Origin of the sequence: Piscirickettsia litoralis (assembly GCF_001720395.1) — a bacterium.
Taxonomy (GTDB): Bacteria; Pseudomonadota; Gammaproteobacteria; order Piscirickettsiales; family Piscirickettsiaceae; genus Piscirickettsia; species Piscirickettsia litoralis.
Genome location: NZ_MDTU01000001.1, coordinates 2,057,427 through 2,081,308, shown reverse-complemented (window position 1 = coordinate 2,081,308; position 23,882 = coordinate 2,057,427). Strand labels below are relative to the sequence as shown.

The 23,882-nt window shown below is 41.1% G+C and carries 23 protein-coding genes and 1 pseudogene; 11 read left to right on the top strand and 13 right to left on the bottom strand.

What is annotated here, in order from left to right:
• Together BGC07_RS10300 and ffh are read right to left on the bottom strand one after the other, a co-directional pair.
• The coding region (locus BGC07_RS10300) for a paraquat-inducible protein A (protein WP_069313037.1) at window positions 1-531 on the bottom strand (531 nt) is incomplete at its 3' end.
• Between the two features lie 33 nt (window positions 532-564).
• Entirely contained in the window at window positions 565-1,920 is a 1,356-nt protein-coding gene (ffh, locus tag BGC07_RS10295; RefSeq protein WP_069313036.1) for a signal recognition particle protein, read from the bottom strand.
• 251 nt (window positions 1,921-2,171) lie between these two features.
• Here ffh and BGC07_RS10290 point away from each other — a divergent pair, with 251 nt between their 5' ends.
• The 6 genes from BGC07_RS10290 (at window position 2,172) to BGC07_RS10265 (ending at window position 7,581) form a co-directional block, all read left to right on the top strand.
• Entirely contained in the window at window positions 2,172-3,446 is a 1,275-nt protein-coding gene (locus tag BGC07_RS10290; RefSeq protein ID WP_069313035.1) for an HlyC/CorC family transporter, read from the top strand.
• Between the two features lie 14 nt (window positions 3,447-3,460).
• Window positions 3,461-4,108: a DedA family protein gene (locus tag BGC07_RS10285; RefSeq protein WP_069313034.1), complete on the top strand. Its 648-nt coding sequence runs from the start codon at window positions 3,461-3,463 to the stop codon at window positions 4,106-4,108.
• Window positions 4,069-5,145 (top strand): NAD(P)H-dependent flavin oxidoreductase, encoded by a 1,077-nt coding sequence (locus BGC07_RS10280; protein WP_077216853.1) that lies wholly within the window; start codon window positions 4,069-4,071, stop codon window positions 5,143-5,145. Before BGC07_RS10285 ends, BGC07_RS10280 begins: the two co-directional genes overlap by 40 nt.
• A 95-nt stretch (window positions 5,146-5,240) precedes the next feature.
• Complete coding sequence (gene hslO / locus BGC07_RS10275; RefSeq protein WP_069313033.1) at window positions 5,241-6,083, top strand: Hsp33 family molecular chaperone HslO; 843 nt, start codon at window positions 5,241-5,243, stop codon at window positions 6,081-6,083.
• A 430-nt stretch (window positions 6,084-6,513) separates the two neighbouring features.
• Window positions 6,514-7,182 carry a trfA family protein gene (locus BGC07_RS10270; RefSeq protein WP_235603090.1) on the top strand — a complete coding sequence of 223 codons (669 nt, stop codon included), beginning with the start codon at window positions 6,514-6,516 and terminating at the stop codon, window positions 7,180-7,182.
• 108 nt (window positions 7,183-7,290) lie between these two features.
• Complete coding sequence (locus BGC07_RS10265; RefSeq protein ID WP_069313031.1) at window positions 7,291-7,581, top strand: phage tail assembly protein; 291 nt, start codon at window positions 7,291-7,293, stop codon at window positions 7,579-7,581.
• A gap of 166 nt (window positions 7,582-7,747) precedes the next feature.
• Here the strand turns inward: BGC07_RS10265 and BGC07_RS10260 are convergent, their stop codons facing one another.
• The 8 genes from BGC07_RS10260 to BGC07_RS22240 form a co-directional block, all read right to left on the bottom strand.
• Window positions 7,748-8,521 (bottom strand): MetQ/NlpA family ABC transporter substrate-binding protein, encoded by a 774-nt coding sequence (locus BGC07_RS10260; RefSeq protein WP_235603089.1) that lies wholly within the window; start codon window positions 8,519-8,521, stop codon window positions 7,748-7,750.
• A complete protein-coding gene (locus BGC07_RS10255) occupies window positions 8,511-9,188 on the bottom strand; it encodes a methionine ABC transporter permease (protein ID WP_069313030.1) in 678 nt (225 codons plus the stop codon). The genes BGC07_RS10260 and BGC07_RS10255 overlap by 11 nt, the downstream gene beginning before the upstream one ends.
• Window positions 9,157-10,212, bottom strand: a complete 1,056-nt coding sequence (locus BGC07_RS10250) for a methionine ABC transporter ATP-binding protein (protein ID WP_069313029.1) — start codon at window positions 10,210-10,212, stop codon at window positions 9,157-9,159. Before BGC07_RS10250 ends, BGC07_RS10255 begins: the two co-directional genes overlap by 32 nt.
• Window positions 10,213-10,468: 256 nt before the next feature.
• Entirely contained in the window at window positions 10,469-11,890 is a 1,422-nt protein-coding gene (locus tag BGC07_RS10245; protein WP_069313028.1) for an exonuclease domain-containing protein, read from the bottom strand.
• A gap of 5 nt (window positions 11,891-11,895) precedes the next feature.
• Window positions 11,896-12,492 carry a DUF938 domain-containing protein gene (locus BGC07_RS10240; RefSeq protein ID WP_069313027.1) on the bottom strand — a complete coding sequence of 199 codons (597 nt, stop codon included), beginning with the start codon at window positions 12,490-12,492 and terminating at the stop codon, window positions 11,896-11,898.
• Between the two features lie 5 nt (window positions 12,493-12,497).
• Window positions 12,498-12,767 (bottom strand): dual-action ribosomal maturation protein DarP, encoded by a 270-nt coding sequence (locus tag BGC07_RS10235; protein ID WP_069313026.1) that lies wholly within the window; start codon window positions 12,765-12,767, stop codon window positions 12,498-12,500.
• A gap of 19 nt (window positions 12,768-12,786) precedes the next feature.
• On the bottom strand, window positions 12,787-14,235 hold the full coding sequence (locus BGC07_RS10230; protein WP_235603088.1) for an aminopeptidase family protein P: 1,449 nt from the start codon (window positions 14,233-14,235) through the stop codon (window positions 12,787-12,789).
• Window positions 14,225-14,581, bottom strand: coding sequence for an aminopeptidase P family N-terminal domain-containing protein (locus BGC07_RS22240; RefSeq protein WP_235603087.1), 357 nt, complete (start codon window positions 14,579-14,581; stop codon window positions 14,225-14,227). Before BGC07_RS22240 ends, BGC07_RS10230 begins: the two co-directional genes overlap by 11 nt.
• 213 nt (window positions 14,582-14,794) lie before the next feature.
• On the opposite strand from BGC07_RS22240, the gene BGC07_RS10225 reads away from it, so the two are divergent.
• The 3 genes from BGC07_RS10225 to BGC07_RS10215 all read left to right on the top strand — a co-directional run bounded on the left by BGC07_RS10225 (window position 14,795) and on the right by BGC07_RS10215 (window position 17,722).
• Window positions 14,795-16,375, top strand: coding sequence for an APC family permease (locus BGC07_RS10225; protein WP_069313025.1), 1,581 nt, complete (start codon window positions 14,795-14,797; stop codon window positions 16,373-16,375).
• 65 nt (window positions 16,376-16,440) lie between these two features.
• Window positions 16,441-17,118, top strand: coding sequence for a response regulator transcription factor (locus BGC07_RS10220; RefSeq protein WP_069313024.1), 678 nt, complete (start codon window positions 16,441-16,443; stop codon window positions 17,116-17,118).
• A 109-nt stretch (window positions 17,119-17,227) separates the two neighbouring features.
• Window positions 17,228-17,722, top strand: coding sequence for a chemotaxis protein CheW (locus tag BGC07_RS10215; protein WP_069313023.1), 495 nt, complete (start codon window positions 17,228-17,230; stop codon window positions 17,720-17,722).
• A gap of 3 nt (window positions 17,723-17,725) precedes the next feature.
• On the opposite strand, the pseudogene msrA reads toward BGC07_RS10215, so the two are convergent.
• Window positions 17,726-18,254, bottom strand: a pseudogene (gene msrA / locus BGC07_RS10210) (peptide-methionine (S)-S-oxide reductase MsrA).
• 255 nt (window positions 18,255-18,509) lie between these two features.
• On the opposite strand from msrA, the gene BGC07_RS10205 reads away from it, so the two are divergent.
• The gene (locus BGC07_RS10205; RefSeq protein ID WP_235603085.1) at window positions 18,510-20,351 is read left to right on the top strand and encodes a type VI secretion system Vgr family protein; all 1,842 of its coding nucleotides are present in this window, start codon (window positions 18,510-18,512) and stop codon (window positions 20,349-20,351) included.
• Entirely contained in the window at window positions 20,306-21,082 is a 777-nt protein-coding gene (locus tag BGC07_RS22235) for a hypothetical protein (protein WP_235603084.1), read from the top strand. The genes BGC07_RS10205 and BGC07_RS22235 overlap by 46 nt, the downstream gene beginning before the upstream one ends.
• Window positions 21,083-21,097: 15 nt before the next feature.
• Here the strand turns inward: BGC07_RS22235 and BGC07_RS10200 are convergent, their stop codons facing one another.
• Together BGC07_RS10200 and purD are read right to left on the bottom strand one after the other, a co-directional pair.
• Window positions 21,098-22,489, bottom strand: coding sequence for an aminopeptidase P family protein (locus tag BGC07_RS10200; RefSeq protein ID WP_069313022.1), 1,392 nt, complete (start codon window positions 22,487-22,489; stop codon window positions 21,098-21,100).
• A gap of 63 nt (window positions 22,490-22,552) precedes the next feature.
• The gene (gene purD / locus BGC07_RS10195; RefSeq protein WP_069313863.1) at window positions 22,553-23,833 is read right to left on the bottom strand and encodes a phosphoribosylamine--glycine ligase; all 1,281 of its coding nucleotides are present in this window, start codon (window positions 23,831-23,833) and stop codon (window positions 22,553-22,555) included.
• Window positions 23,834-23,882: the final 49 nt, after the last annotated feature.

Here is a 23,882-nt window from a genome sequence, read left to right as displayed (position 1 = left end):
AACTTTTTGAATTTTCTCTTCTAAGCGATGGATATACACCACTAACGCCTTAGTAATTAGGACCGACAGCGCAAAACTCACTATCCCCGAATGCATGGTCACCTCAGCAATTGCACCAAGCTTCACAACAACAACCATCACGGCAACAATAAAAACATCCAACATCGACCATTTGCCGATGCGCCCAAGCCAGGTTAACCAACGATGACTCGTTACCAAGCTACCGAAAAACCAGATATACACCAGCAATACCAGCTTTACCAAGGGCAATATCAATGAGAAGAGCGCAATGATCACGCCAAGAAAGAAATTACCGGTTTTAAATAACGTAACTATAGATGAGATCAGCGAAACCGTATTTTCAAACACCCAAAACTTCTCAACCGATACCATGGGCATGAAAACACCATAACTCAAAGCGACAAATGAGACTAAGAGTGAAAACGTAACAATAAAGGTCTGACGTTTAGATGAGTAATCAAATAAGCTTCGAGGGAGCTGGCTCACCTTTGTTGGTAATTTTGTCGTCATAGCTCCCCTTTTTTTCTAAATCACTGTGATGCTTTACATGCCAGGAGGCATCATGCCTTTCATACTGCGCATCATTTTCATCATGCCACCCTTGCCTGACATTTTTTTCATCATTTTTTGCATTTGTGCAAATTGCTTTAACAGTCGGTTCACCTCTTGCACTTGCGTACCAGAACCTGCCGCGATACGGCGCTTACGTGAACCTTTAATAATTTCAGGCTTCTGACGCTCACCTTTCGTCATTGAATTAATGATCGCCTCTAAGCGCTTAAAACTTTTATCATCGACCTGTGATTTGATTTTATCAGACATATTGCCCATGCCCGGCAGCTTATCAATCAAACCTGACACGCCACCCATGTTTTCCATTTGCTTGAGCTGATCACGAAAATCATCGAGATCAAACTTCTTACCTTTGCGGATTTTTTTAGCAAGTTTTTCGGCTTGGTCTTTGTCGATGGATTTTTCAGCCTGCTCAACCAAGCTGACCACATCCCCCATACCCAAAATGCGCGAAGCCATTCGCTCTGGATGAAACGGATCAAGAGCTTCGGTTTTCTCACCCATCCCCAAAAATTTAATGGGTTTGCCGGTAATATGACGAACCGATAACGCTGCACCACCACGGGCATCGCCATCAACTTTAGTCAAAACAACACCAGTTAAAGGCAAGGCATCATTAAAAGCCTTAGCAACATTAGCCGCATCCTGACCTTGCATGCAATCCACAACGAACAAGGTCTCTACCGGATTAATCGCACTGTGAACGCGACGAATCTCATCCATCATCTCATCATCAATCGCCAAGCGACCGGCAGTATCAATGATAACCACATCTTTAAATTGGCGCTTTGCTTCACTGATCGCATTTTCAGCAATAACGACTGGATCTTCATTAGCATGGCTTGGGAAAAAATCAGCTTGCACTTGACCAGCAAGCGTTTCTAATTGCTTAATCGCCGCTGGTCGATAAACATCGGCACTGGCAACTAAAACTGATTTTTTCTTCTCTGTTTTTAAGAATCGAGCCAGCTTGGCAACTGTCGTTGTTTTACCCGCCCCCTGCAAACCGGCCATTAAAATCACTGCCGGCGGCTGCGCATTTAAGCTTAAGTCTTCATTGACCTCCCCCATCAAGTGAGTCAGTTCATCATTAACGATACCAATAAAAGCTTGGCCTGGCGTGAGACTTTTGAGGACTTCATGGCCTACCGCTTTTTCACGCACACGCTTGACGAAGTCTTTGACGACAGGCAAAGCAACATCCGCTTCTAAAAGCGCCATGCGCACATCACGCACCGCTTCTTTAACGTTATCTTCCGTCAAACGGCCCTGGCCGCGGATTTTCTTTAGTGTAGTCCCTAAACGATCACTTAAACTTTGAAACATCATCTAATCCAAAACATTATCGGCCTAACCTAGGCAAATTCGACTTACCGCTTGCCGCGCCTCGCTTGCTGCGCCTCGCAAATTAAAGTATAAAGAAGGTGGATTATAAACGCTATGCGCAAGAAACAAAACCTAAGCGTTCAAAATCACAGCGAAAAGCACAACCCGCTTAAATAGCCATTTCAGACATATTTAAGCCAATAACACTATGATATGTTCAAGAACACGATCCTAAAGGACAACAGATACCAGTGAACCACATACCACTTTCAATACTTGCCTTAATCCTTGTATTACTAATTTTAATTTCTGCATTTTTCTCAGGCTCTGAAACCGCGGCAATGTCACTCAACCGCTTTCGCCTGCGCCATTTAGCCCGCTCAGGTAAGCGCCCGGCAAAGCGGCTACAAAAACTACTCTCTCGCCCAGATCGCCTCCTCGGTGTTATTTTACTTGGCAACACCTTTGCTAATATCTTGGCTTCAGCGGTCGCCACTGTCATTGCTGATCGTTTATTTGGTGATATCGGTATTGCTATCGGCACCATATTACTCACCATCGCCGTGTTAATCTTTGCTGAGGTCACGCCCAAAACATTTGCAGCGCTGCGCGCAGAAAAATTCTCTTTTGCAGTCTCTTCCCCTCTGACCTTATTACTTAAACTCTTTTATCCGGCAGTTTGGCTGATCAATACAGCCGCCAGCATCATCTTGCTTCCTTTTGGCATCCGCGAAAAAACCCTTAAAGATACCCTATCTCGTGAAGAGCTACGCTCTGTCGTTAATGAAGAAGGTCTACGCATGCCTTCGCGTCACAAACACATGTTGCTTAGTGTTCTCGACCTTGAGAAGGTCGACGTTGACGATGTCATGGAACCACGCAACGAAATCATTGGTATCGACCTCGATAGCCACTTAGACCAAATCAAACAAGAACTATTACAAAGCAAATATAATCATCTGCCATTATACCGAGATGACATTGATAATATCATCGGCATTTTATCAGTCAGAAAATCACTGACTTTACTGGCCCAAGGTCAATTTTCTAAAGAAAACCTAGAGAAGCTCGTTGAACCTCCTTATTTTATCCCGGAGGGCTCCCCTTTATATGGTCAGCTCATCAATTTCCAGCGTACTAAAAAACACATTGGCCTCGTTATTGATGAATACGGCGATATTATCGGCCTCATTGCTTTAGATCATATTCTCGATGAAATTGTTGGTGATTTTTCTAAAGAAGCCCTCGCCAAACACAAACAAGTGCGCCGTAGCAAAGACAACAGCTATATGGTTGAAGGCAGTGTTAATATTCGCGAGCTTAATAAATTACTCAATATAGAGCTGCCCACAGATGGGCCGAAAACACTCAACGGCTTGATCGTCGAATATTTAGAAGATATCCCAAGCGCTCAAGCGTGCGTTAATATTCAAGGTTATATTCTCGAAGTACTGTCCATCCAGGACAATTTGATCAAAACTATTAAAGTACACCCCCGACCACAAACAACGGCTTTAGACCATTAGGCATTAATATAGTTATGAACTTCCAACAGCTACTCGACATTTTACTGCACCTAAGTGACCACCTCGCACAAATCTCAGCAGAATACGGTCTGTGGATTTACGCCATTCTCTTTTTAATCATCTATTGTGAGACAGGGCTTGTCGTTACGCCATTTTTACCCGGCGACTCATTGCTCTTTGCCGCAGGCTCCGTCGCAGCTCTTGGCAGTATGGATGTTCACTTGCTCACCCCCTTATTGGTCACCGCCGCATTTCTCGGTGACAATACCAATTACTTTATCGGTCGGATGGTCGGCCCCAAAGTCTTTCATTATGACAATAGCCGCTTTTTCAAAAAAGCCTATCTTGATAAAACCCATGGCTTTTATGAAAAATATGGTGGTAAAACCATCATCCTTGCACGCTTTATCCCCATTGTCAGAACTTACGCCCCCTTTACCGCAGGCGTTGGCACCATGAACTATCGCTACTTTGCTAGCTATAGCATCGCAGGTGCTATTTTATGGATTGCTTTATTTACTTATGCAGGTTTTTGGTTTGGCAATATTCCTGCGGTTAAGCAGCACTTTTCCATCGTTGTTCTTGTCATCATTGCCTTGTCTGTCTCGCCAATTGCGATAGAATGGTTAAAGCACAAGCGAAAACAGAGAAAAGCACAGTGAGCAATAAGGACATTCGCCAAACTTTCGGTTTAAAACACCCGATTATTCAAGCCCCCATGGCAGGCGGCGCAACAACACCAGAATTAGTCAGTGCCGTTTGCAACAATGGAGCGTTAGGCTCTATCGGTGCAGGGTATCTTTCCCCGATCGCCATCAGCGAACATATTCACGCAACTAAACAACTTACCAGCAAGCCTTTCAATGTTAATTTATTTGTTCCTAGTCCCTTTAATGCTGATAGAAAACAATTACAACACATGCAAGAAATACTTGCTCCTTTATACCAGCAATTAGGCCAACCTGCGCCCGATGATCTGCCCAAGCGCTTTGAACAAAACTTTCATCACCAAGTTGAAACTTTATTACGTGAGAAGATTCCAGCATTTAGTTTTACCTTTGGCATCCCCGACAGTGAAATTCTAAAAGAGTTTAAAAAGCAAAATAGCATTATTCTCGGCACAGCAACTTCTGTTGAAGAAGCCGCATTACTTGCCGAATCTGTCGATATGGTTGTCTTGCAAGGCGCTGAGGCGGGCGGGCATCGAGGTACTTTTATCGGTCGTGAAGAAGATGCTTTAACACCCATTTTAAGCCTCATTAAACAGGTTCAAAGCGAAAACATTAAATGCCCACTGATCGCTTCGGGGGGAATTGGTCGCTTTGACGACATCAAACACGTTTTAAAGGCCGGCGCAATCGTCGCGCAAATTGGTACGCTCTTTTTAAGCTGTGATGAATCCGGCATTGCCTCTTGCTACAAACAGCGCCTCATTGAAGCAGAACACGACTGTACAGCACTAACGCGCGCCTTCTCAGGTAAACTCGCTCGCGGTATTTTCAATCAATTTACCGAAAAGCTAGAAGGTATAAAGCCTCTTGATTATCCGGTGCAAAATGCGATGACCCAACCTTTACGTAAACTCGCCAGTTCACAAGAGCACAGTGAGTACATGTCATTATGGGCAGGTCAATCACTCTCACATTGCCATAAAGGCTCTGTTCAAAAGCTCATCAAAACACTAACCCAACCGACCTAGACATCATACAACACGATAAACAGATAAACAGTGCATAACAGAACGCACTTTGTTAAAATGCCCGCTTGCCAATTTGATCACAGTAGGAATAGCCCATGCCGCAGTATGACTCAGTACAACGCTTTTTATTTAATGACACGCCTGTCCGTGGTCAGCTCATTCACCTAAATCAAAGCTTTCGTAATGTCATCAAACAGCACAACTATCCACCCTTCATTCGTAACCTGCTAGGCGAGGCCCTTGCGGTAACAACACTTATGCGCAATACCGTCAAATTTGAAGGTAAAATCACCCTACAACTTCAAGGCAATGGCCCTCTGAAAATGCTGGTAGCTCAGTGCAATGACAAATTAGAGTTTCGAGGTGTCGCCCATTTTGACGAAAATAAAGTGACTCATGACCTCAAGCAATTATTAGGACAAGGCCACTGTGTTATTACTATGGAGCCAAATAATAGCACTGAGCGCCATCAAGGTATTGTCGCCTTAACAGGTAACACATTAAGCGCCTGTATAGAGCATTATTTTAAAAATTCAGAGCAACTGGCCACGCGTATTTGGCTTGCAAGTAATGCTGATAGTGTTAGTGCTTTATTATTGCAACAGCTCCCCCACGATAATAATCAAGAATCTGCACGTATGTGGGAACATCTGACGACGTTAACTGAAACAATTACTGATGAAGAGTTATTAACACTGGATAATGAGAGATTACTTTATCGCCTTTTTCATCAAGAACAAGCCCGCTTATTTCCAGCCGAAGACGTTAATTTTAAGTGCCAATGTTCAAAAACACACTTTATTACTGCATTAAAAACACTTCCCCCTCAAGAATGTGATGATTTATTAAAACAAAATGGTCATATTGAAATGACCTGTGATTATTGTAATCAGCAGTATCGCTTTAGCGCGCAAGACTTAAAGATCAACAACAACTAAAAACGTGATAAAAAACTCGGGTTTATTTTCATAAACGCAAAGTTGGTGCTAAGCTTCTAAGAAAATAAGCCAAAAACATTACAACGATGTTGACCGCAAAAAAAATGTATTAAAATCAATGAGATGCATACCATTCGACAGCTTGAAGGTATGGATATTTTCGTGCAAAATGATGCCTTTCATGATATGTTAAGCTACTTGTTAATCGTCATTTTGCTGTACGATATTGAACAATTGAGACTTGAGCAACAGGAAGCGATAGCTTCATAACAATAAAATAGGATTATGGATATGGAAGCAGCAGAAAAAAAAGTATATCGATACGCCAAACCTAAAGGCGACGATACAAACTCCCGAATTTCACCTACGTTCTTCTTTATTTAGTGTTCGTAACCGTTCACAAAAGCGTAAGCAATATAGCAGCGAAAACATGACCGCCACAGATCATTACAATATTAAAGTGAGCGGTGAGCAACTTGATCAACACGATATGGCCGTATTATTTAGCGCATTTCTTGCGAAAGACAATAACCAAAGTTACAACCAAGAACTTGTTGTCAGCCTGCAACAAATTCTGCGTGGTCTCAATACAACAGACGGTTCTTCACAACGTCGTGCGATTAATAACAGTTTCCAGCGCTTTACCGAAGTAACTTTCGACATTGTATTCGGTCAGGAACAGTTTAGCACCAAGCAACTTTCAGAGTTTAGCTATAGTGCAAAAACAAAGGCATTTACCCTATCTTTCAGCGATGAATATGCAAAACTCTGTGCAATAGACACATTAACAACCATCAATATCAAAGAACGTAATAGCTTACCACAAGGCTTAACCAGCTGGCTCTACGGCTATTGGTCGACTTTTAATCAATTACCGCCATTGCAAATCGATGAGCTCTATAAACTCTGTGGCTCTGCTAGTAGCAATACAAGCACATTTAAACGCTCTTTAACAATGGCACTCAGCACACTTGAAAATATCGGTTTTATCCAGCCCAACTGGAGCATATCAAAACCTGGCTTTATTTTCGCAAGTAAAACGACAACAACAGCAATCACTGACTCCTTACCAAAAACAGAAGAAGAAATCATTGCCTAACCTTTACAAATAACTTATTCTGGCTAGGTTAGCACATTTTTTTGCGATGCAAGTAAAAGTGCTTCGATTTTTATTTTTATTTTTATTTGTTTTTAGCTGCAGGGAACCATGCAAACATATTTATTAAAACATCCACTACACTCTCGTGGCAAGGAAATTACACGTTTAAATGTTCGCCGCGCCAGAGTGAGAGACCTTCAAGAAGCCTGTCATTCAAATAACAAGCTTGATAATATCATTCAACTCGTTTCTAAACTCTGTAATTTACCCATCCCTCAAGTTTTAGAGCTCGACCAAGAAGACTTTAGTAAAATCACTTTGCTGATTATTGAACAACTCTGCACCCACACCAACGATCAACGCTTCTCTCAAGAACTCTGGGGACTTTGTATCCCCTAACACTCACCCCAAAAACAATATTTATTATTTGCCATAAAAATGCCAGCACCCTGTAAACTCAAAGCAACTGGCATTGTTATTAATTCCTGAAATTAAATGTTCTTAATCTGTTTTCCAAGCTTTAACCGCACCCGGAAAATATTTATCATTCGCAGCAACAACGGCTTTACTCCGCATTATCTGTACTAATTCTTGCAATTTTTTGACTATCTACTTTATCTGCTCTTGCCACAATCACATTGATATACGGTTTTGCATGCTGCGGATCTTCTTTGGCAAGGGCTTCACTAGGTTTAAAGCCAGCATCTTTTACAAAGTCATTATTTAAGACAATGATATCTGCATCTGGCACAACTCGCGGTAATTGCGCAGCACTTAATGTTTTAATTTGCAAATGTTTTGGATTAGCGATAACTTCTTGCAAAGAGGCTAGACCTTTAAAACCAGCTTTTAATTTAATCAATCCCACCGTATCTAATAAACGTAGCGCTCTATCTTCATTACTCGGATCATTCGGAATTGCCACAATCGCACCTTTTTTAAGCGCTGCTAATGAGTGAATTTTTCTTGAGAAAACCCCCATCGGATAGATAAAGGTATTACCAATAATCTTAAATTTATAGTCATGCTGCTTAATCGCATCATTTAAAAAAGCGATCGTCTGGAAAATATTAGCATTAATATCACCAGAAGATAACGCTTCATTCGGTGTCTGATAATCATTGAAAACCACTGTTTCAATAGCTAAGCCGTATTGTTTAGCCGCTTCTTTTTTCGCTACGGCCATAACAGACTGCATTGGCCCTGCGGTAATACCCACTTTAATTAAGTTTTCTGGTGTTTTCTTATGATTAAAGACAAAGCCCAAAATAACCAATACAATCACAATAATTGCAACTTTCAGGCCGTGCTTTGCAAAAAAGCTTGAATTAGTTTTCATGATTTCTCCTTTGACGATGCTTCATGCTTGCAGCAACAATCGCATCACCGAGCCACTGCACTAAAAGAACCAAGACGACAAGACCAACAACAGCCAGAAACATCACTTTTAGATCAAAGCGATAATAACCATACTGAATTGCCATGTTGCCCAAACCGCTGCCACCAATCGTCCCGGCCATCGCTGAATACTCAATCAACGAGACAAATAAAATGGTCATACCATTGACCAGTGCCGGCCAAGCTTCAGGCAACATCACCTTACTAATCGTTTGCCAGACATTCGCACCGACAACCTCAGACAGCTCGATTAAGCTATGATCGAGTTCATGCAATTTACCTTCGGCAATGCGGGCAAAATAGGGAATCGCAGCAATCGATAAGGGCACCATCGCCGCCTCTGTCCCAATCGATGTGCCGACAATAAAGCGGGTTAACGGGATAATCGCCACCATTAAAATAATAAAAGGCACCGAACGGCCGATATTAACGATTAAGCTTAGCACTCGATATAAAGGTTTATTTTCATACAAAGAGCCAGGCCGTGCTAAAGTTAAGGCAATGGCGATGGGCAGCCCAATTGCAATCGCAATAACTCCCGCAACCAAAACCATATAAATCGTGTCTAGCGTTGAGCTAAACAGCAGTTGCAGCGTGGCATGGGACATAACCTAACACCTCCACAGTAATATGATGAGTTCGTAAATAATCGATAGAGGACGACACCGCCGAGTCACTGCCATCAAGCTGACAAAGCATGATGCCTACTTGACTGCCTGCGAGCATGTCCAAATGCGCCTCTAGGATATTCACCTGCAAAGAAAATTTCTCAGCTAATGCAGAAATCACCGGGTAAGTCGCTTGTTGCCCGATAAAAGTTAAACGCACTAAAGGTGAATGATTAGCTATTTTCTTATCTTTAATAATCTCTTTAATTTCTCGAGGCAAATCTAGATTTAAGCTATGATTGACCAGCTCTTGCCCAGCAGCACTCTTTGGCTCTGAAAACAAACCGTGAACACTGTTTTCTTCAACTAAGCACCCTTGATCGAGTACTGCAACACGCTGACAAATGGATTTTACTACATCCATCTCATGAGTAATTAGCACAATTGTCACACCGAGCTTGCCATTAATTTCTTCCAATAGCTTCAAGATCGATCGGGTGCTTTCTGGGTCCAGTGCTGACGTTGCTTCATCGCAAAGCAAGACTTTCGGTTCTGCGGCTAAGGCCCGCGCGATGGCAACTCGCTGCTTTTGTCCACCACTGAGCTGACTTGGCCACTGCTCGGCCTTATCGCTCAAACCCACCAACGCCAATAACTCACTAACTTTGTGATTAATTTTTTCAGCAGATACATGATTAATTTCCAGAGGGAAAGCAACATTATCGAATACTGTACGTGATGCTAATAGATTAAAGTGCTGAAACACCATGCCAATTTGTCGACGCTGCGCTCGTAACGCTTTACGACCCAGTGTATTTAAGCTCACACCATCGACAACGACTTCGCCACTGCTGGGGACTTCTAAGTAATTAAGCAGGCGAATCAAGGTACTTTTCCCTGCACCACTGCGCCCGACGATTCCCATAATACTTCCCTGCTCAATCTGCAAGGAAATATCGTCCAATGCTGTAACCTCGCCACCAGCAAGCCGATAGCGCTTGCTGACAGAATTTAACCGAATCATAAACCACCTCTAATGCAACTACGATGCTGACCTATAGCCACTTGCGGTGATTGACGAGCTAAGACATGGGAAAATCAGAAGATTTTTTGACCTTCATCGCTTTAGCCGTATTTACAGTTTTCTACCCGCCACAGCGCTAGAAAACAGCGCCCGCAAGCTGAAACTCAAATCGGCGCTTATTCACATTCAGCTAATAAACCATATTGTAAGGCTAAAAGCAAGAATTTAATGAATCCCCTTAAAATCACCCAATCAATCACTCGACTTTCTCTAAGATATAAGCTTTTAGTTCTACTAACCGATCTCGTTGATCCGTCGATAACTCCCCATTCATTTCTAATTGGGCAATATCAGCCAACACTCGCTCAGCCGTTAAAGCGCCTTCACCTCTATAATCAATCCGCGCGGCTTTTTCTTGAGACTGCCAACATGCATTGACATAACGATCAAACTCTTGCTGCCGATGAGTATCATTTGGCGGAATTTTATTTTCATAGCCAGCTAAACGATCAGCAAGCACCTGCAAACGCTGACTGGGCACAGCATCATCATAAAACTGCTCACTCGCTAAATAACCATGAAAATGCTCAATCCAATTTTTCTCACGATAGTTATAAAAACCAGACTGATACAATAAAGCCATCGCATCAACATTGTCATGCTCTGGATATTTATAATCTAAGTAATGCTCACGAATTTCTTTCAATAAGGCTTTATTATTTAAGGCCCAATTTTTATTTTCTTGATATAAAGCCAGCTGATCACCCTGCATTTTTGCAAGACGTTTTTCAGTCAGTGGCAAAACAAAAGGCGGCTCACCGTATTTTTTATTCTTCACCCAAATAAGCTCAGAAAAATCAGCAAGCGTTGCCTGCTGTAAACTTTCCTGATCCAAACGCAACCAAACAGTTTGATTTTTATAATGATAATGCTCACCTAAAAATAAAACAGGCGCTTGATAATTCACCTTAGTTCCCATTTCTCCGGCGACCATCATCGCCAAAAAGCTCTGCGAGCCATCATCAAATAGTCGTGGTAGTTTAATTAACCGATTTTTATCTTCTCGCTTAATAAAATAATCACAAAGATAATCCCAAGTCGCTTTTTCACGCATCAAGCACTTTGCTAAAGCAACAGTCGCCTCAACATCCACCATCGCATCATGGGCCTGGCCTTCAGCTAGCTGATTTAATGCACTTAAATTTTCTAGGCGTAACGACGGTTTACCCTCAATTTCAGGCCACTTTAACACTTTAGGGCAATATAAATAGTACATCGCCACCATCGGATATAAATCCATACGGCTACAACCATTCGCATACTGATGGCTATATGGCTCTAATAAATTACGATAAAAAGAAAAACGCAAAAATTCATCATCAAAGCCGAGCGTGTTATAACCCAAACTAATCGTATCCGCTTGATTTAATAAATCATGAATTTTACTAATGACCGCATATTCGGACTCTGCGTGAGTTAGCCGATCAAGCGATATTAAGTGAGTTATTGCCGCCTGGGGAGATGGAATCACATCTGGCCTTAACTTCACTAAATACTCATAACGAGCAATTTCATTTAAATTTAAATCTGTACGAATCGCAGCAAATTGAACCACTTGATCAAAGCATTTATTAATTCCAGTAGTTTCTATATCGTAAAATAAATAAGTTTTCACCATCTGCCTTAATTTTTTTTCGTTAAAACTAATAAACGATTATTCGCCGGCATCATCACATCTTCTTCAAGCAACAAGCTATATTGCCCAGCAAGCTCAATAATATCCTCAAAGTCGCGTATACCACTTAACGGATCATTGCCTTTAAGCCATACATCAAACTCAGCATTACTCTCGCTGGTAAACTTGCCTTCATAATTAAAAGGCCCATAAAGAGCAAGTTTGCCTTGTTCTTTTAAATGCAGGCTTATTTTTTCAAACAATCGCTCCACTTGCTGCCAAGATAAAATATGCAGCGTATTCGCTGTAAAAATACCGTCATATTGATCACACGACCACTGATCTGCATCCACGTCTAAATCAAGTGGTCTTGCACAATTTAACAACCCCGCATCTGCCAACCAAGCTAGAATTGCACCATGCTGTTGCTTTCTATCGCCGGTTTGCCAATGCAACCATGGCATTTTTTCAGCGAAGTAAACAGCATGCTGGCCGGTGCCACTACCGAACTCTAGAACGTGCTGACAATCTGCAAAAATTTCTTTCAGCACTGATAAAATCGCAACTTTGTTGCGCTCAGCTGAGGCTGAGCAGGGTTTTTCCATAAGTTTTATTTCCGTACTTTTTCAAAGGCGGTGATAATTTCAGCAATATTTTCTTCACTTCTAAGTAACTTGCTGACATACTGGACATGCCTTTTTTTAGCAATTTTGCTCATCTTGCGGCCTTTTTCCACTTGTGCCAAGACATCATCCGCCAAAGGAATTTTTTTAAGTTTAGCCGGTACAAGCAGCATTAATTGCTCGGCCATTGCCGTAATCTCAAGTAATTCACGCTTAATTTGTGTCTTACTTTTATAATCATTATTTTCTTCTTGCATGTTTACACTCTAAATATATTTACCTTGTTATTTTAGCGGTTTGTTCTGCCAACCATTCTTGCAACTCTTGAGTTAGCTCCGGTGCTAAACGTGCATAGACTTTGCTATGATAATTATTCAACTTATCAAGCTCATCATCAGAAAGTAAGTTCACATCAATTAAGTTACGCGCATAGGGCGCTAATGTTAGACTATCAAAGCCATAAAATGGCACTTGTTCGGTTAAGCTTGCTGTCGCCGCAGCTTTTTCAGTGACCACACATAAATTTTCAATGCGAATACCATACTGATAATCGATATAAAGCCCAGGTTCGTTACTAACGACCATGCCTTGCTCTAATGAAACACCTGAACCTTTAGGAGAAATACGCTGAGGTCCTTCATGAACATTTAAATAACAACCCACGCCGTGACCGGTCCCATGGCCAAAGTTCAGCTTTGCTTGCCATAAAGGATAACGCGCCAAAGTATCCAATTGAGTTCCTGTTGTTCCTTGTGGAAACAAAGCATGCTCTAACTGTAAATGCCCTTTTAGAACTAACGTATAATGCTTTTTCTGCTCCGCATTTGGCTCTCCTAAATGAACCGTCCGTGTGACATCCGTTGTCCCTTCTAAATACTGTCCCCCTGAATCCAATAAGAATAAGCTGCTATCATCAATGATCTTATCCGATTCAGCACTGGCGCGATAATGCATAATTGCACCATGCTCGGCAAAACCGCTAATCGTTGCAAAACTATTGCCTTTAAAGCTAATCGCCTGTTCACGAAAAGAAAGTAATTTTTCAGTTGCAGCAAGTTCTGTCACTCCTTGTTGCCAATTATTTTCTAACCAGTGAAAAAACTTCACCAGGGCAAGCCCATCATTATAGTGTGCTTTATGCATGCCTTTAATTTCAGTGCTATTTTTGCAGGCTTTTAATAAATGCACCGGAGAAGATTGCTCAATGACTTGAACCTGATCTAGGTTAAGCTGCGAAAGCACCCAATAACTATCGACATCAGCATCCAGCCAAACACGCCCTGTTAATTGCTGTAAATCTTGAGCAAAGTTCTGATAATCAATAATACTCACCCCTGCTTGCGCTAAACAAGCCACTTGCTCCTTAGATAACTTATTTTTAGCGATATACAAATAGGCTTGTCCTTGTTTGATTAACGCATAGCTGACAACCACCGGGTTAAAGTCCATATCTGCACCACGAATATTAAACAACCAGGCAGTGGCATCTAAAGTGGTTAAGACATGGCTATCAGCCTCTTGCTGCTTAAGTTGCTGGCGCACAAGTGCTAGTTTTTCTTCAACCGTTTTTCCCGAATATTCAACAGGCCATAAAGTAGCAGGAGCTTGACTTAATGCCGGTCGATCTTGCCAAATTTGGTCAATATAATTTTCATTAATTAAATTTAAACGGCCTTGTTTCTTATTTAAAATTTTCTCAAAATGACGTGCTTGCTTAATAGTCACAGTCTGTGAGTCCGCAGCGATACAAAATCCTGCTTTTTTGCAGGGCTAACCATTCAGCAACCGTCACCACCCCCGGTTGACCTTGGCGAAATAACTCAAAATGCTCTAAATTCAATTCATTTTCAGCTTGCAAAAAATAGCGACAATCCGTCCATAATATCGCCGTGTCTTGAGTGATAATCACCGTCGCCGCAGAACCTGTAAAACCACTCAGCCAAGCCAAACGTAACCAATGCTTAGGGACATATTCACTGTTATGAGGGTCTTGCATCGGCAGATAATAGGCATCAACCTGATCTTGCTTCAGCAGCTTGCGCAACTGCTGTAATTTTTCTTGCACTTTCATCGCTCTCACCCTCAATATTCAAACTTCTCCCATCATAACATAGAGTCAGATAATCTTAAGTTTGTTCTTTATTGCACTGCCGGGTGCTTTCTTCTCTCAAAGTATGGTATAAGGGTAGGCAGATTTTTATTGTTGTAGATTAACTAATAAATTAAATTCTATTTATATTCAATATGATAGTTTAGAAATTCGCCAAATTCAGTAGGTTTTAGTGTGAGAATTAAACGTAGTATCTCTCCCATCGCTTTATTATTTTCATCGGTGAGCGCAATCTTAGGCTCAGGCTGGTTGTTCAGTGCTTATTTTACCTCTAAACTTGCCGGCCCGTCTGCCCTATTAGCCTGGGTCATCGGCGGTGTTACATCGATCATCATTGCCTTTGTCTTTGCTGAATTATGTACCGCCTTCCCTGTGACAGGCTCTAGCACGCGCATTCCCTTATTAAGCCATGGAACACTCGTCAGTTTTGTCTTCTCTTGGGTAATTTGGCTCTCTTATATGGCACTTGCCCCCACAGAAGTCCAGGCCGTTGTTCAATATCTCGCCTTTTACTTTCCCAGCCTCACCCACACTCAAGGCGCTTTAACTTCGACAGGCTATATCACCGCGACCTTTTTAATGCTTGCAATCAGTGCGATCAATACTTATTCACTGCAATGGCTGATTCGTGCCAACAATGCCCTAACCTATTTAAAGCTGATTATCCCGATCATTATCGCCCTGGTCATTCTAGCCTACTTTCATCAACCTTCTCACTTGATTCATAAAGAAGCAGGAGGCTTTGCTCCTTTTGGCATGCATGGCATCTTCGCAGCAATTACATCAGGGGGTATTGTCTTCGCCTTTACTGGCTTTAAACAAGCAGCAGAGCTTGCAGGAGAAGCGAAAAACCCTGCCAAAGCCTTACCGATTGCAATTATTGGCTCTATTGTAATCTGCCTAATTATCTTTTTACTTTTACAAACCGCTTTTTTAACCTCAATGAACTCTCACAACTTAGCCGGTGGCTGGCATAGGCTTGACTTAAGTGGGGCCATGAGCCCGCTCTCTGCAACCTTGCAGCAAGACCACCTTACCAGCTTACTGCCTCTGCTTTATATCGGCGCTTTGGCTGGACCATTAGCATCGGGCTTGATGTATTGCAGCAGCTCCAGCCGCTCATTGTTTGGTATGAGTAAAAATGGTTATTTGCCGGTTGCTTTACAGCGTATTACCACGCAAGGCAACCCCATCACCGCCATCATGGTTAATTTTGTCGTCGGCATGCTGATGTTCGCCCCCCTGCCCGGCTGGGAAAAAATGGTGGGTTTCTTATCGTCTTTAATGTCCTTAACCTATGCCATCGCTCCCATTGCTTTGCTTGCCTTACGCCAACAAATGCCTGATATTAAGCGCCCCTTTAAACTACCACTCACCCCCCTTTGGGCATGGCTTGCCTTTTATATTGCCACACTCATGTCTTATTGGAGTGGTTGGGAAACCGTATCTAAAATTAGCATTGCCCTGGCAATCGGCCTAATTTTATTTTTTGGTTATCATACATTCAGTAATCGAGGTCGCTCATTCAAAATCGACTGGAAAGAATCAACTTGGCTATGGCCTTATTTCATTGGTCTCACATTGATTTCCTATCTTGGTAACTTTGGTGACGGTAAACACCTGTTACCTTTTGGTTTAGACTTCATTATTATCGGTATTTTCTGTGCAATCATTATGGCATTAGCAATGCGTTTTCGACTCCCCGATGCAGACACAAAACATTATGTAAGCACACTAGTAGAAGCAGCAGGGTAATATTTTAGCTGTTTATCTATCTACAATTTAGCCAATATCAATGAATTACCATACAGGAGGCACTAATGACTCAACCCACACTCTTATACATAGACGATGATTCACAATCAGATATTTTTACACTGCTAAGTGCAGATTACAAAGTCACCTTAGCCACCACAGGCCAAGAAGGCATGCAGTTAGCCGCAACAACTCAACCTGATCTAATCTTAATGGATATTAAGTTAGCTAAAAGTGAAGGTGCGGCCATGATTGCATCATTACGCGAATGGACACAAACCCCTATTTTGGTTTATTCAAACAATGATGATATCAACGATAAACTCAGCGCATTTTCTCTTGGTGCAAATGACTATATACTCAAATCATGCCATCCTAAAGAATTAATGGCGCGCTTAAAGTCAGCACTTCGCATTAGCCAGCAATTACAAAAATCAACACCCGTTCTTAAAATAGGACAATTAGAGGTTGATTTATTGCAAAGAAAAGCGGCGCTCAAAGGCGACCCTATTTCTTTATCTCATAAAGAATACAACTTACTTAAAGTCCTTGCGATTCACCACGGCAAAGTCGTCACCCAAAATCAATTACTTAAAGAAGTATGGGGCAACGAATATCAAAGTGAATTGCAATACTTGCGTGTCTACATTGGCCAATTACGCAAAAAACTAAAACCACGGAAAAACTCCCCCCACTTTATCCATACCGTATCAGGGGTGGGTTACCGTTTAGAACACGGCTAATAAAAGCATTCATAAATGCTTTTGTTAGTTCCCTAACTTGGCAATTTTTTTAATAAACCAAATTCATTTATAGCGATCTAATTGTTAATGTAGCAGCGAGGCAAACACTATGGCCGAGGCATCATTAACACCATCTAATACGACTCCAACCCGCTCTGGCAAACAGATTGAGCTGTTGATCTTTACACTCAAAAGTAGTCAAGACTACGCTGTCGATATTTTTAAAACAAGAGAAATTATTACATTAGAGAAACTCAACCGTTTCCCGGGTATGCATGCATCCGTTATCGGCGTAACAACGATTCGCAATCAAACTCTACCAGTCATCGACCTTGAACACATGCTCTCTGGCAAGCCCATTCAAGATACGACAAATGCAACTCTTATTGTCACTGAATTAGATGGAACAAACCAAGCTTTACTCGTTCACCAAGTCAAACATATTGCCTGTATCACCAGTGCAGAAGTTAACTCAGCTCAAGAATCTCTAGGTAAAAACCATTATATCACAGCAACAGCACAAATCGACAATCGTCTGACTCAATTAATTGATTTAGAAAAAATTTTAAATACTATTAAACCTCATTCGCAAAGTCACCAGTAAAAATCACTGCTGTTTATTTTCACCCCACAAGCTATTTAATTTCTGATCTCGACCACATAGATAGCGATAAAATTTATAACGCGCTGGATTTTTATGGTGATAATTTTGGTGATATTCTTCGGCTGGATAAAATGTCGATGCTTTAATTATTTGAGTGTAAATATTTTTTCATGTTTTTATTATTTAAAATTTCTTTTTTGCTTATTTCAGCAAGTTTTCTCTGTGAATTATTTAAATAAAATATTGCAGAAGTATACTGATACCCCTTATCACAGAATTGACCTTTTGCGTCTGTCGGATCAATATTGCGCCAAAACACAGATAATAATTTTTGATAGCTAACCTTATTTGCATCATAGCTAATTTCGACAGCTTCTATATGCCCTGTGTCACCTCCACTCACCTGGCTATAACTTGGATTTTTAATATGCCCACCAATATAGCCTGAAATAGTTGATATCACTCCAGGGACTTCATCAAAGGCATGCTCAACACACCAAAAGCAGCCACCTGCAAAAATTGCTTTTTTCATATTGGATACATTCGAGTTTCCCTGGCTATATATCTTGGTAAAAAATAGCAAGAAAAAAACTAGACCTGCATAACGTAATAGTAAATTTGCTCTCACCGCCCCATCCTTAGCGCTTTATCAATCTACTAATTAAAGTATAAGCCACCTCATTATTTATAAACAGTACAGACATGACAGAGCTGTAATAAAGGTGTCATCAAAATGTCATATTAAAGCGTTACAATAGCTTAAAATTGTTTATATTAAAGTATTGTCATGGACTCAACACCCAGTCAGCAGTTTGCACCTTCTCTTGAATTAACTATTCAGAACCTTCCTCCCTTACATGTTATTAATGCTGAGTGTGTCGAGTCTTTAAATCAAGCATATCACTGCACTATAGAAGCCTATAGCACAGACCTATCCATCACTGCCGACCAATTTCAAAGCCAAGAGGCAACATTATCTTTTAAAACAGAAGAGCAAAGCAACCAGTTCTCCGGCTATATATTAAGTACAAAAACCCTGCAAATTACAGATAAATATATCCGCTATCAACTTGAACTTGGGCCTAAATTAAGCTTCTTAAAGCTACAAAGTCATCATCGCGCCTATGCCAATATCTCTATTATCGAACTGATTAAGAAGATGTTCGCACCTTATGATATCAAATACCAGCTGCAATTAACTGGAGATTATCAATCTATACCAATTTTACACCAGCACAATGAATCAGATTTTAATTTTTTATCAAGGCACCTAGAAAGACTCGGCATCTATTATTACTTTAAAGCCGATGATAAAGAAACCTTAATTTTTACCGACCACTATAGTACACACAGAGCATCTACAAAATCTACCCTGCCGTATTTTAACAGCCAAATTTTAAACATGGCGACATTATTCCCTCATATCAGTGAATTCACTCCTGTGCATATGCTCTGTCCACGTGAAATAAAGCTACACTCTTATCAGCCTAAGCAAGCCGAGTGCTTTGCCACCGCCCACCATATAATCGACGACAAAGGCATTGGTGAACACTCTGAGTATTGTGAAGCGGTACAATCTCAAAAAGACTTAAATCATTTAGTCAAACTAAGAGCACAAGAAATTTATAATAAACACCACTATTTTTCCGGCCAGTCGACAATCATGCCGTTAAAACCTGGTCTACTTTATACTTTAAAAAACCATCCACAAGAAAAATACAATCAAGATTATTTAGTCTGCGAAGTCCACCATTATATTGAGCAAAACCTAAAAGAAAGCCCTGTTTTCAATCCAAACTCTGCATCTGGCCGATACTACAACACCCTTACTTTAAGAAAAAGCACACAACAATATCGTCCACCACTGATTACCCCCATCCCTCGTATTCAAGGCGTGATTCATGCCAATATTGCTCATGACATCGCGATTAATCCACTGGATCAACAAGGTTGGTATCAGGTCAAGCTTGGTTTTAATCATCACGGCCAAACGTGGTCAATCAGAAAGTCTGAACCTTATTCTGGCAAGAATCATGGCATGCACTTCCCCTTACAATCAGGCACTGAGGTTTTGCTTAGCTTTGTGCAAGGGCACCCAGAAAGTCCGATGATTACCGGCAGCGCCTTTAACTCTCAGGATATTAATCTAGTCACTGAAAACAATCCACACGACCATAGCATTCGTACTGCTAAAAGCTCGGAATTTACCCTATCAGATCACCCCAAACATGCCCATATCCGCCTAAAGCAACCGGGTTATAAGCAATATATCAAGCAAGCAACTCCCACTCCAATCACTGACAAACAAATTACCAAAGATGAAGCTCAAGTTGGAGAAGGCTTTGGTAACTGGAAATATGAGCTAATTCACGGCAATTTTAATAATAACTCTGAAGACCAGACTAAAAACGATTATGCAACTTATTTAGAAGAAACTCCATTAAAACTCCATATTTTCGGAGGCCCTAACTCTAAAATCAATGAAAATAAAAAATGGGCCCCGGCCCAAATAATCTTTACCAAAGAAAAAATTCTCTCATTACAGACCCTAGCGATGCGCCAAAAGCGACGGACCCTTCAACTTTGTTTAGCAATGTCGATCCTAGCAAATATAATGATGAATTTTTAGCCGTACAAGATGTTGTCGCCAGCTATGCAGATTTATATAAAGACTACGTCAAATCAGAAGAAATTTACGGTAAAAAATATGAACTCATGTCTGGTGATAGCACGAGTATCCATAAAGGCAATAGCACGCATAAATCCCAAGGTAATTCATCACATACTCATACAGGAGACTCACACCACACCCATAATGGCGATAGCCATAGCTCACACAGTGGTAACAAATCTGGCAGCCATCACATCAACTCTGATACAAAAACAGAGCTATGTGGTCTAGTCGCACATGCTGGTGCAACAGGCTCACACTTAGCAACAAAAAATGATCTAGCCCATGCCGAACACCATGCTTCAATCACTCAAGTCAAAGCAATAATGACGCCTTTAAAAGCTGACATGGATTTAATCGGTGCACACGGAAAAGTTTCTACAGGTATAAAAAGCTCGAGTCATACAGGTTTAGATTCCGCTGCTTATAGTGGTTTATATGAGAGGGTTTATACCATGGCATATCAAACAACAAGAAACCATAGTTCTGATGTTGTTGCTTTCAAAGATGATATTATTTTATCCAAAAGAGAACTCATTCCAACAGCAACTTTTACTGCAATCAGCGAGCAGGATCAGGCTGAACATAGAGAATACCTGGGATTAATTATGGAACAAGTTGCAACTACAGATCGACGCATTATGGCTGCTGCCAGTATGGCCAGCAGCCCTTTGCAAATTTTCCAATAAACATTGCTTTTAAATTTATCTAATACAAGCCGCTTCAACATCTGCAACTTCTTTAGGAACATTTGCACTTAAATTATCGTAGCCCGTGTTAGTGATTAAAATATTATCTTCGATGCGTACACCACCAAAGTTCATATAATTATCTAGAGCATTATAATTAATATATTCAGCAAATTTATTTTTCTCTTTCCATTGCTTGATTAGTAATGGAATAAAATATAAACCAGGCTCCACCGTAATTAATAAGTTCTCTTCTAGTGGATTACCTAAACGCAAATAAGCCAAACCAAACTGTTCTGAACGTTTGACTTCATGAGAATAACCAACAAGGTTTTCGCCTAAACCTTCCATATCATGGACGTCTAAGCCAATATTATGACCTAAACCATGTGGGAAAAATAGAGCATGCGCACCTTTTTCAACAATTTCACCCACATCACCTTGCATCAACCCTAAATCAATTAAACCTTGCGCACCACAACGGGCAGCAGCTAGATGAACATCTTTATAAGAAACTCCAGGCTTTAACAGTTCAAAAGCGGTGCTTTGCATTTTTAACACCAACTCATAAATTTCTTTTTGCTGGTGAGTAAACTTACCGCTGACAGGGAATGTTCGAGTAATATCACTGGCATAAAAGCTATCTTTCGCGCTCGCACCGGAGTCATGCAAAACAAGATCGCCATCACTAAATGTATTGCCATAATACTCATTATGCAATACTTCTCCTTGTTTAGAGAAAATGATTGGATAGGCTAATTGCATCCCCACTGAAACAGCTTCAGCTTGAATTAAAGCCATGACTTCTTGCTCAGTACGTCCGGCTTTGCTTTCACGCATGGCTGTTAAATGCATTTTTCGTGTCACGGTCAACGCTTTTTTTACTTCAGCCACTTCTTCAACAGATTTATAGAGGCGCTGCTTGATCACAGTTTTAGTGAAACCCAAAGAGACATTTTCTTTAACTTCACTTGCTGATATTTTAAATAAATCTTGTAGTAATAAAATATTTTCAGCGCGATACTGGGCTAGATAGTGGGTTTTACGGCCCTGAGAATTTGCTTGATGAATAAATTCAGCAAACGTTTTCCAGCTCATCACCCGAGAGCAATCGATCTTTTCAGCTAGACTTTGCAACGTCGGCTGGCGACCGATCCACACCATCGTATCCACCGTATATTCATCACCGATTAATACCGATTCACCACTATCACAATCAATAAAGCCTGCAATTTTAGAACGATCTAGACCAAAATAATATAAAAAACTACTGTCTTGACGAAATGGCAGGGTATTATCCTGATAATTCATCGGGCTTGGAGGATTGCCTAAAATCAATGCAATCCCTGATTTTAACTCAGCTTGTAATTGCTGACGACGATGACTATAGGTTGCAGCAGCAAACATTTATTTATCCTCCAAGCTCAAACAACATTTAATAAATTTACTTTATATATTAATTAATCTTGATTAAATTTCACGATTAACCGCACGATAACCGATATCATTGCGCTGATATTTATTATCCCAAGTGACTTTTTCACTCGCAGTATAGGCTTTTTGTTGAGCTTCTTTCACACTAAAGCCCAGTGCCGTTGCACAGAGTACGCGCCCTCCGGCACTCATCACCTTACCATCATTATTCAACTTTGTTCCAGCATGAAAGATTTTTGCATCGGTAAATTCAGCATCTAAGCCATCAATCACATCACCCTTAGGGTAACTTGCAGGATAACCTCTTGCCGCTAATACCACTCCTAAAGCAACGCGCTCATCCCAAACCAAAGCGTCTGGAGTTAGTTTTTGTTCAGTGGCCGCTAAGCAAGCTTTGGCAAAGTCTGATTTTAAGCGAAATAATAACGGCTGAGTTTCAGGGTCACCCAAACGACAGTTAAACTCCAATACTTTAGGCCCCGCTGCGGTCATCATAATGCCAGCATACAAAAAACCAGTATAAGTAATTCCTTCCTGAGCAAGCCCCTCAATTGTCGGCTCTATTACTGTTTGCATGATTTGTTCATGCATAGCCTCATCAATCACCGGTGCCGGAGAATAAGCCCCCATACCGCCGGTATTTGGTCCTTTATCACCATCATCACGGGCTTTATGATCCTGTGATGTTGCAAAAGGCACGACCGTCTTGCCATCACACATCACCATAAAGCTCGCTTCTTCGCCTTGTAAAAACTCTTCAACGACAACACGGTGCCCTGCATCACCAAAGCGATTGGCACCCAGCATATCATCGATTGCAGTAAAAGCTTCCTCTACTGAAAAAGCCACAACAACGCCTTTTCCAGCCGCTAAGCCGTCGGCCTTAATAACAATTGGCGCACCTTTTTCCTGGATATAGGTTTTTGCTGGCTCAATTTCAGTAAAGGTTTGATATTCTGCGGTTGGAATATGATAGCGTGCTAGAAAATCCTTACTAAATGCCTTCGAGCCTTCGAGTTGAGCGGCCGCTTGACTTGGACCAAAGCAACGCAAACCCGCCTCATTAAACTGATCAACGATACCTGCAACCAAAGGCGCTTCAGGGCCGACAATCGTTAAATCTATGGCATTATCCCGAGAAAAATGAATCAAACCATTAATATCGAGCACATCGAGATCAATATTTTCTACTTTTTCTTCAAGACTTGTTCCTGCATTACCTGGGGCGACAAAGACCTCAGCCACATCTTTACTTTGGGCAATTTTCCATGCCATTGCATGTTCGCGACCACCTTGACCGACGACAAGTACTTTCATCATTGCTAATTCCTAATCAGTATAATTTAACATTAATTTTTTAAGGCTT

What these genes read in the sequence shown, in the direction of transcription:
- ffh (WP_069313036.1), bottom strand. Translation starts at nt 1,920, where the DNA reads ATGTTTCAAAGTTTAAGTGATCGTTTAGGGACTACACTAAAGAAAATC.
- BGC07_RS10285 (WP_069313034.1), top strand. Translation starts at nt 3,461, where the DNA reads ATGAACTTCCAACAGCTACTCGACATTTTACTGCACCTAAGTGACCAC.
- BGC07_RS10280 (WP_077216853.1), top strand. Translation starts at nt 4,069, where the DNA reads ATGGTTAAAGCACAAGCGAAAACAGAGAAAAGCACAGTGAGCAATAAG.
- hslO (WP_069313033.1), top strand. Translation starts at nt 5,241, where the DNA reads ATGCCGCAGTATGACTCAGTACAACGCTTTTTATTTAATGACACGCCT.
- BGC07_RS10270 (WP_235603090.1), top strand. Translation starts at nt 6,514, where the DNA reads ATGACCGCCACAGATCATTACAATATTAAAGTGAGCGGTGAGCAACTT.
- BGC07_RS10265 (WP_069313031.1), top strand. Translation starts at nt 7,291, where the DNA reads ATGCAAACATATTTATTAAAACATCCACTACACTCTCGTGGCAAGGAA.
- BGC07_RS10260 (WP_235603089.1), bottom strand. Translation starts at nt 8,521, where the DNA reads ATGAAAACTAATTCAAGCTTTTTTGCAAAGCACGGCCTGAAAGTTGCA.
- BGC07_RS10255 (WP_069313030.1), bottom strand. Translation starts at nt 9,188, where the DNA reads ATGTCCCATGCCACGCTGCAACTGCTGTTTAGCTCAACGCTAGACACG.
- BGC07_RS10250 (WP_069313029.1), bottom strand. Translation starts at nt 10,212, where the DNA reads ATGATTCGGTTAAATTCTGTCAGCAAGCGCTATCGGCTTGCTGGTGGC.
- BGC07_RS10245 (WP_069313028.1), bottom strand. Translation starts at nt 11,890, where the DNA reads ATGGTGAAAACTTATTTATTTTACGATATAGAAACTACTGGAATTAAT.
- BGC07_RS10240 (WP_069313027.1), bottom strand. Translation starts at nt 12,492, where the DNA reads ATGGAAAAACCCTGCTCAGCCTCAGCTGAGCGCAACAAAGTTGCGATT.
- BGC07_RS10235 (WP_069313026.1), bottom strand. Translation starts at nt 12,767, where the DNA reads ATGCAAGAAGAAAATAATGATTATAAAAGTAAGACACAAATTAAGCGT.
- BGC07_RS22240 (WP_235603087.1), bottom strand. Translation starts at nt 14,581, where the DNA reads ATGAAAGTGCAAGAAAAATTACAGCAGTTGCGCAAGCTGCTGAAGCAA.
- BGC07_RS10220 (WP_069313024.1), top strand. Translation starts at nt 16,441, where the DNA reads ATGACTCAACCCACACTCTTATACATAGACGATGATTCACAATCAGAT.
- BGC07_RS10215 (WP_069313023.1), top strand. Translation starts at nt 17,228, where the DNA reads ATGGCCGAGGCATCATTAACACCATCTAATACGACTCCAACCCGCTCT.
- BGC07_RS10205 (WP_235603085.1), top strand. Translation starts at nt 18,510, where the DNA reads ATGGACTCAACACCCAGTCAGCAGTTTGCACCTTCTCTTGAATTAACT.
- BGC07_RS10200 (WP_069313022.1), bottom strand. Translation starts at nt 22,489, where the DNA reads ATGTTTGCTGCTGCAACCTATAGTCATCGTCGTCAGCAATTACAAGCT.
- purD (WP_069313863.1), bottom strand. Translation starts at nt 23,833, where the DNA reads ATGAAAGTACTTGTCGTCGGTCAAGGTGGTCGCGAACATGCAATGGCA.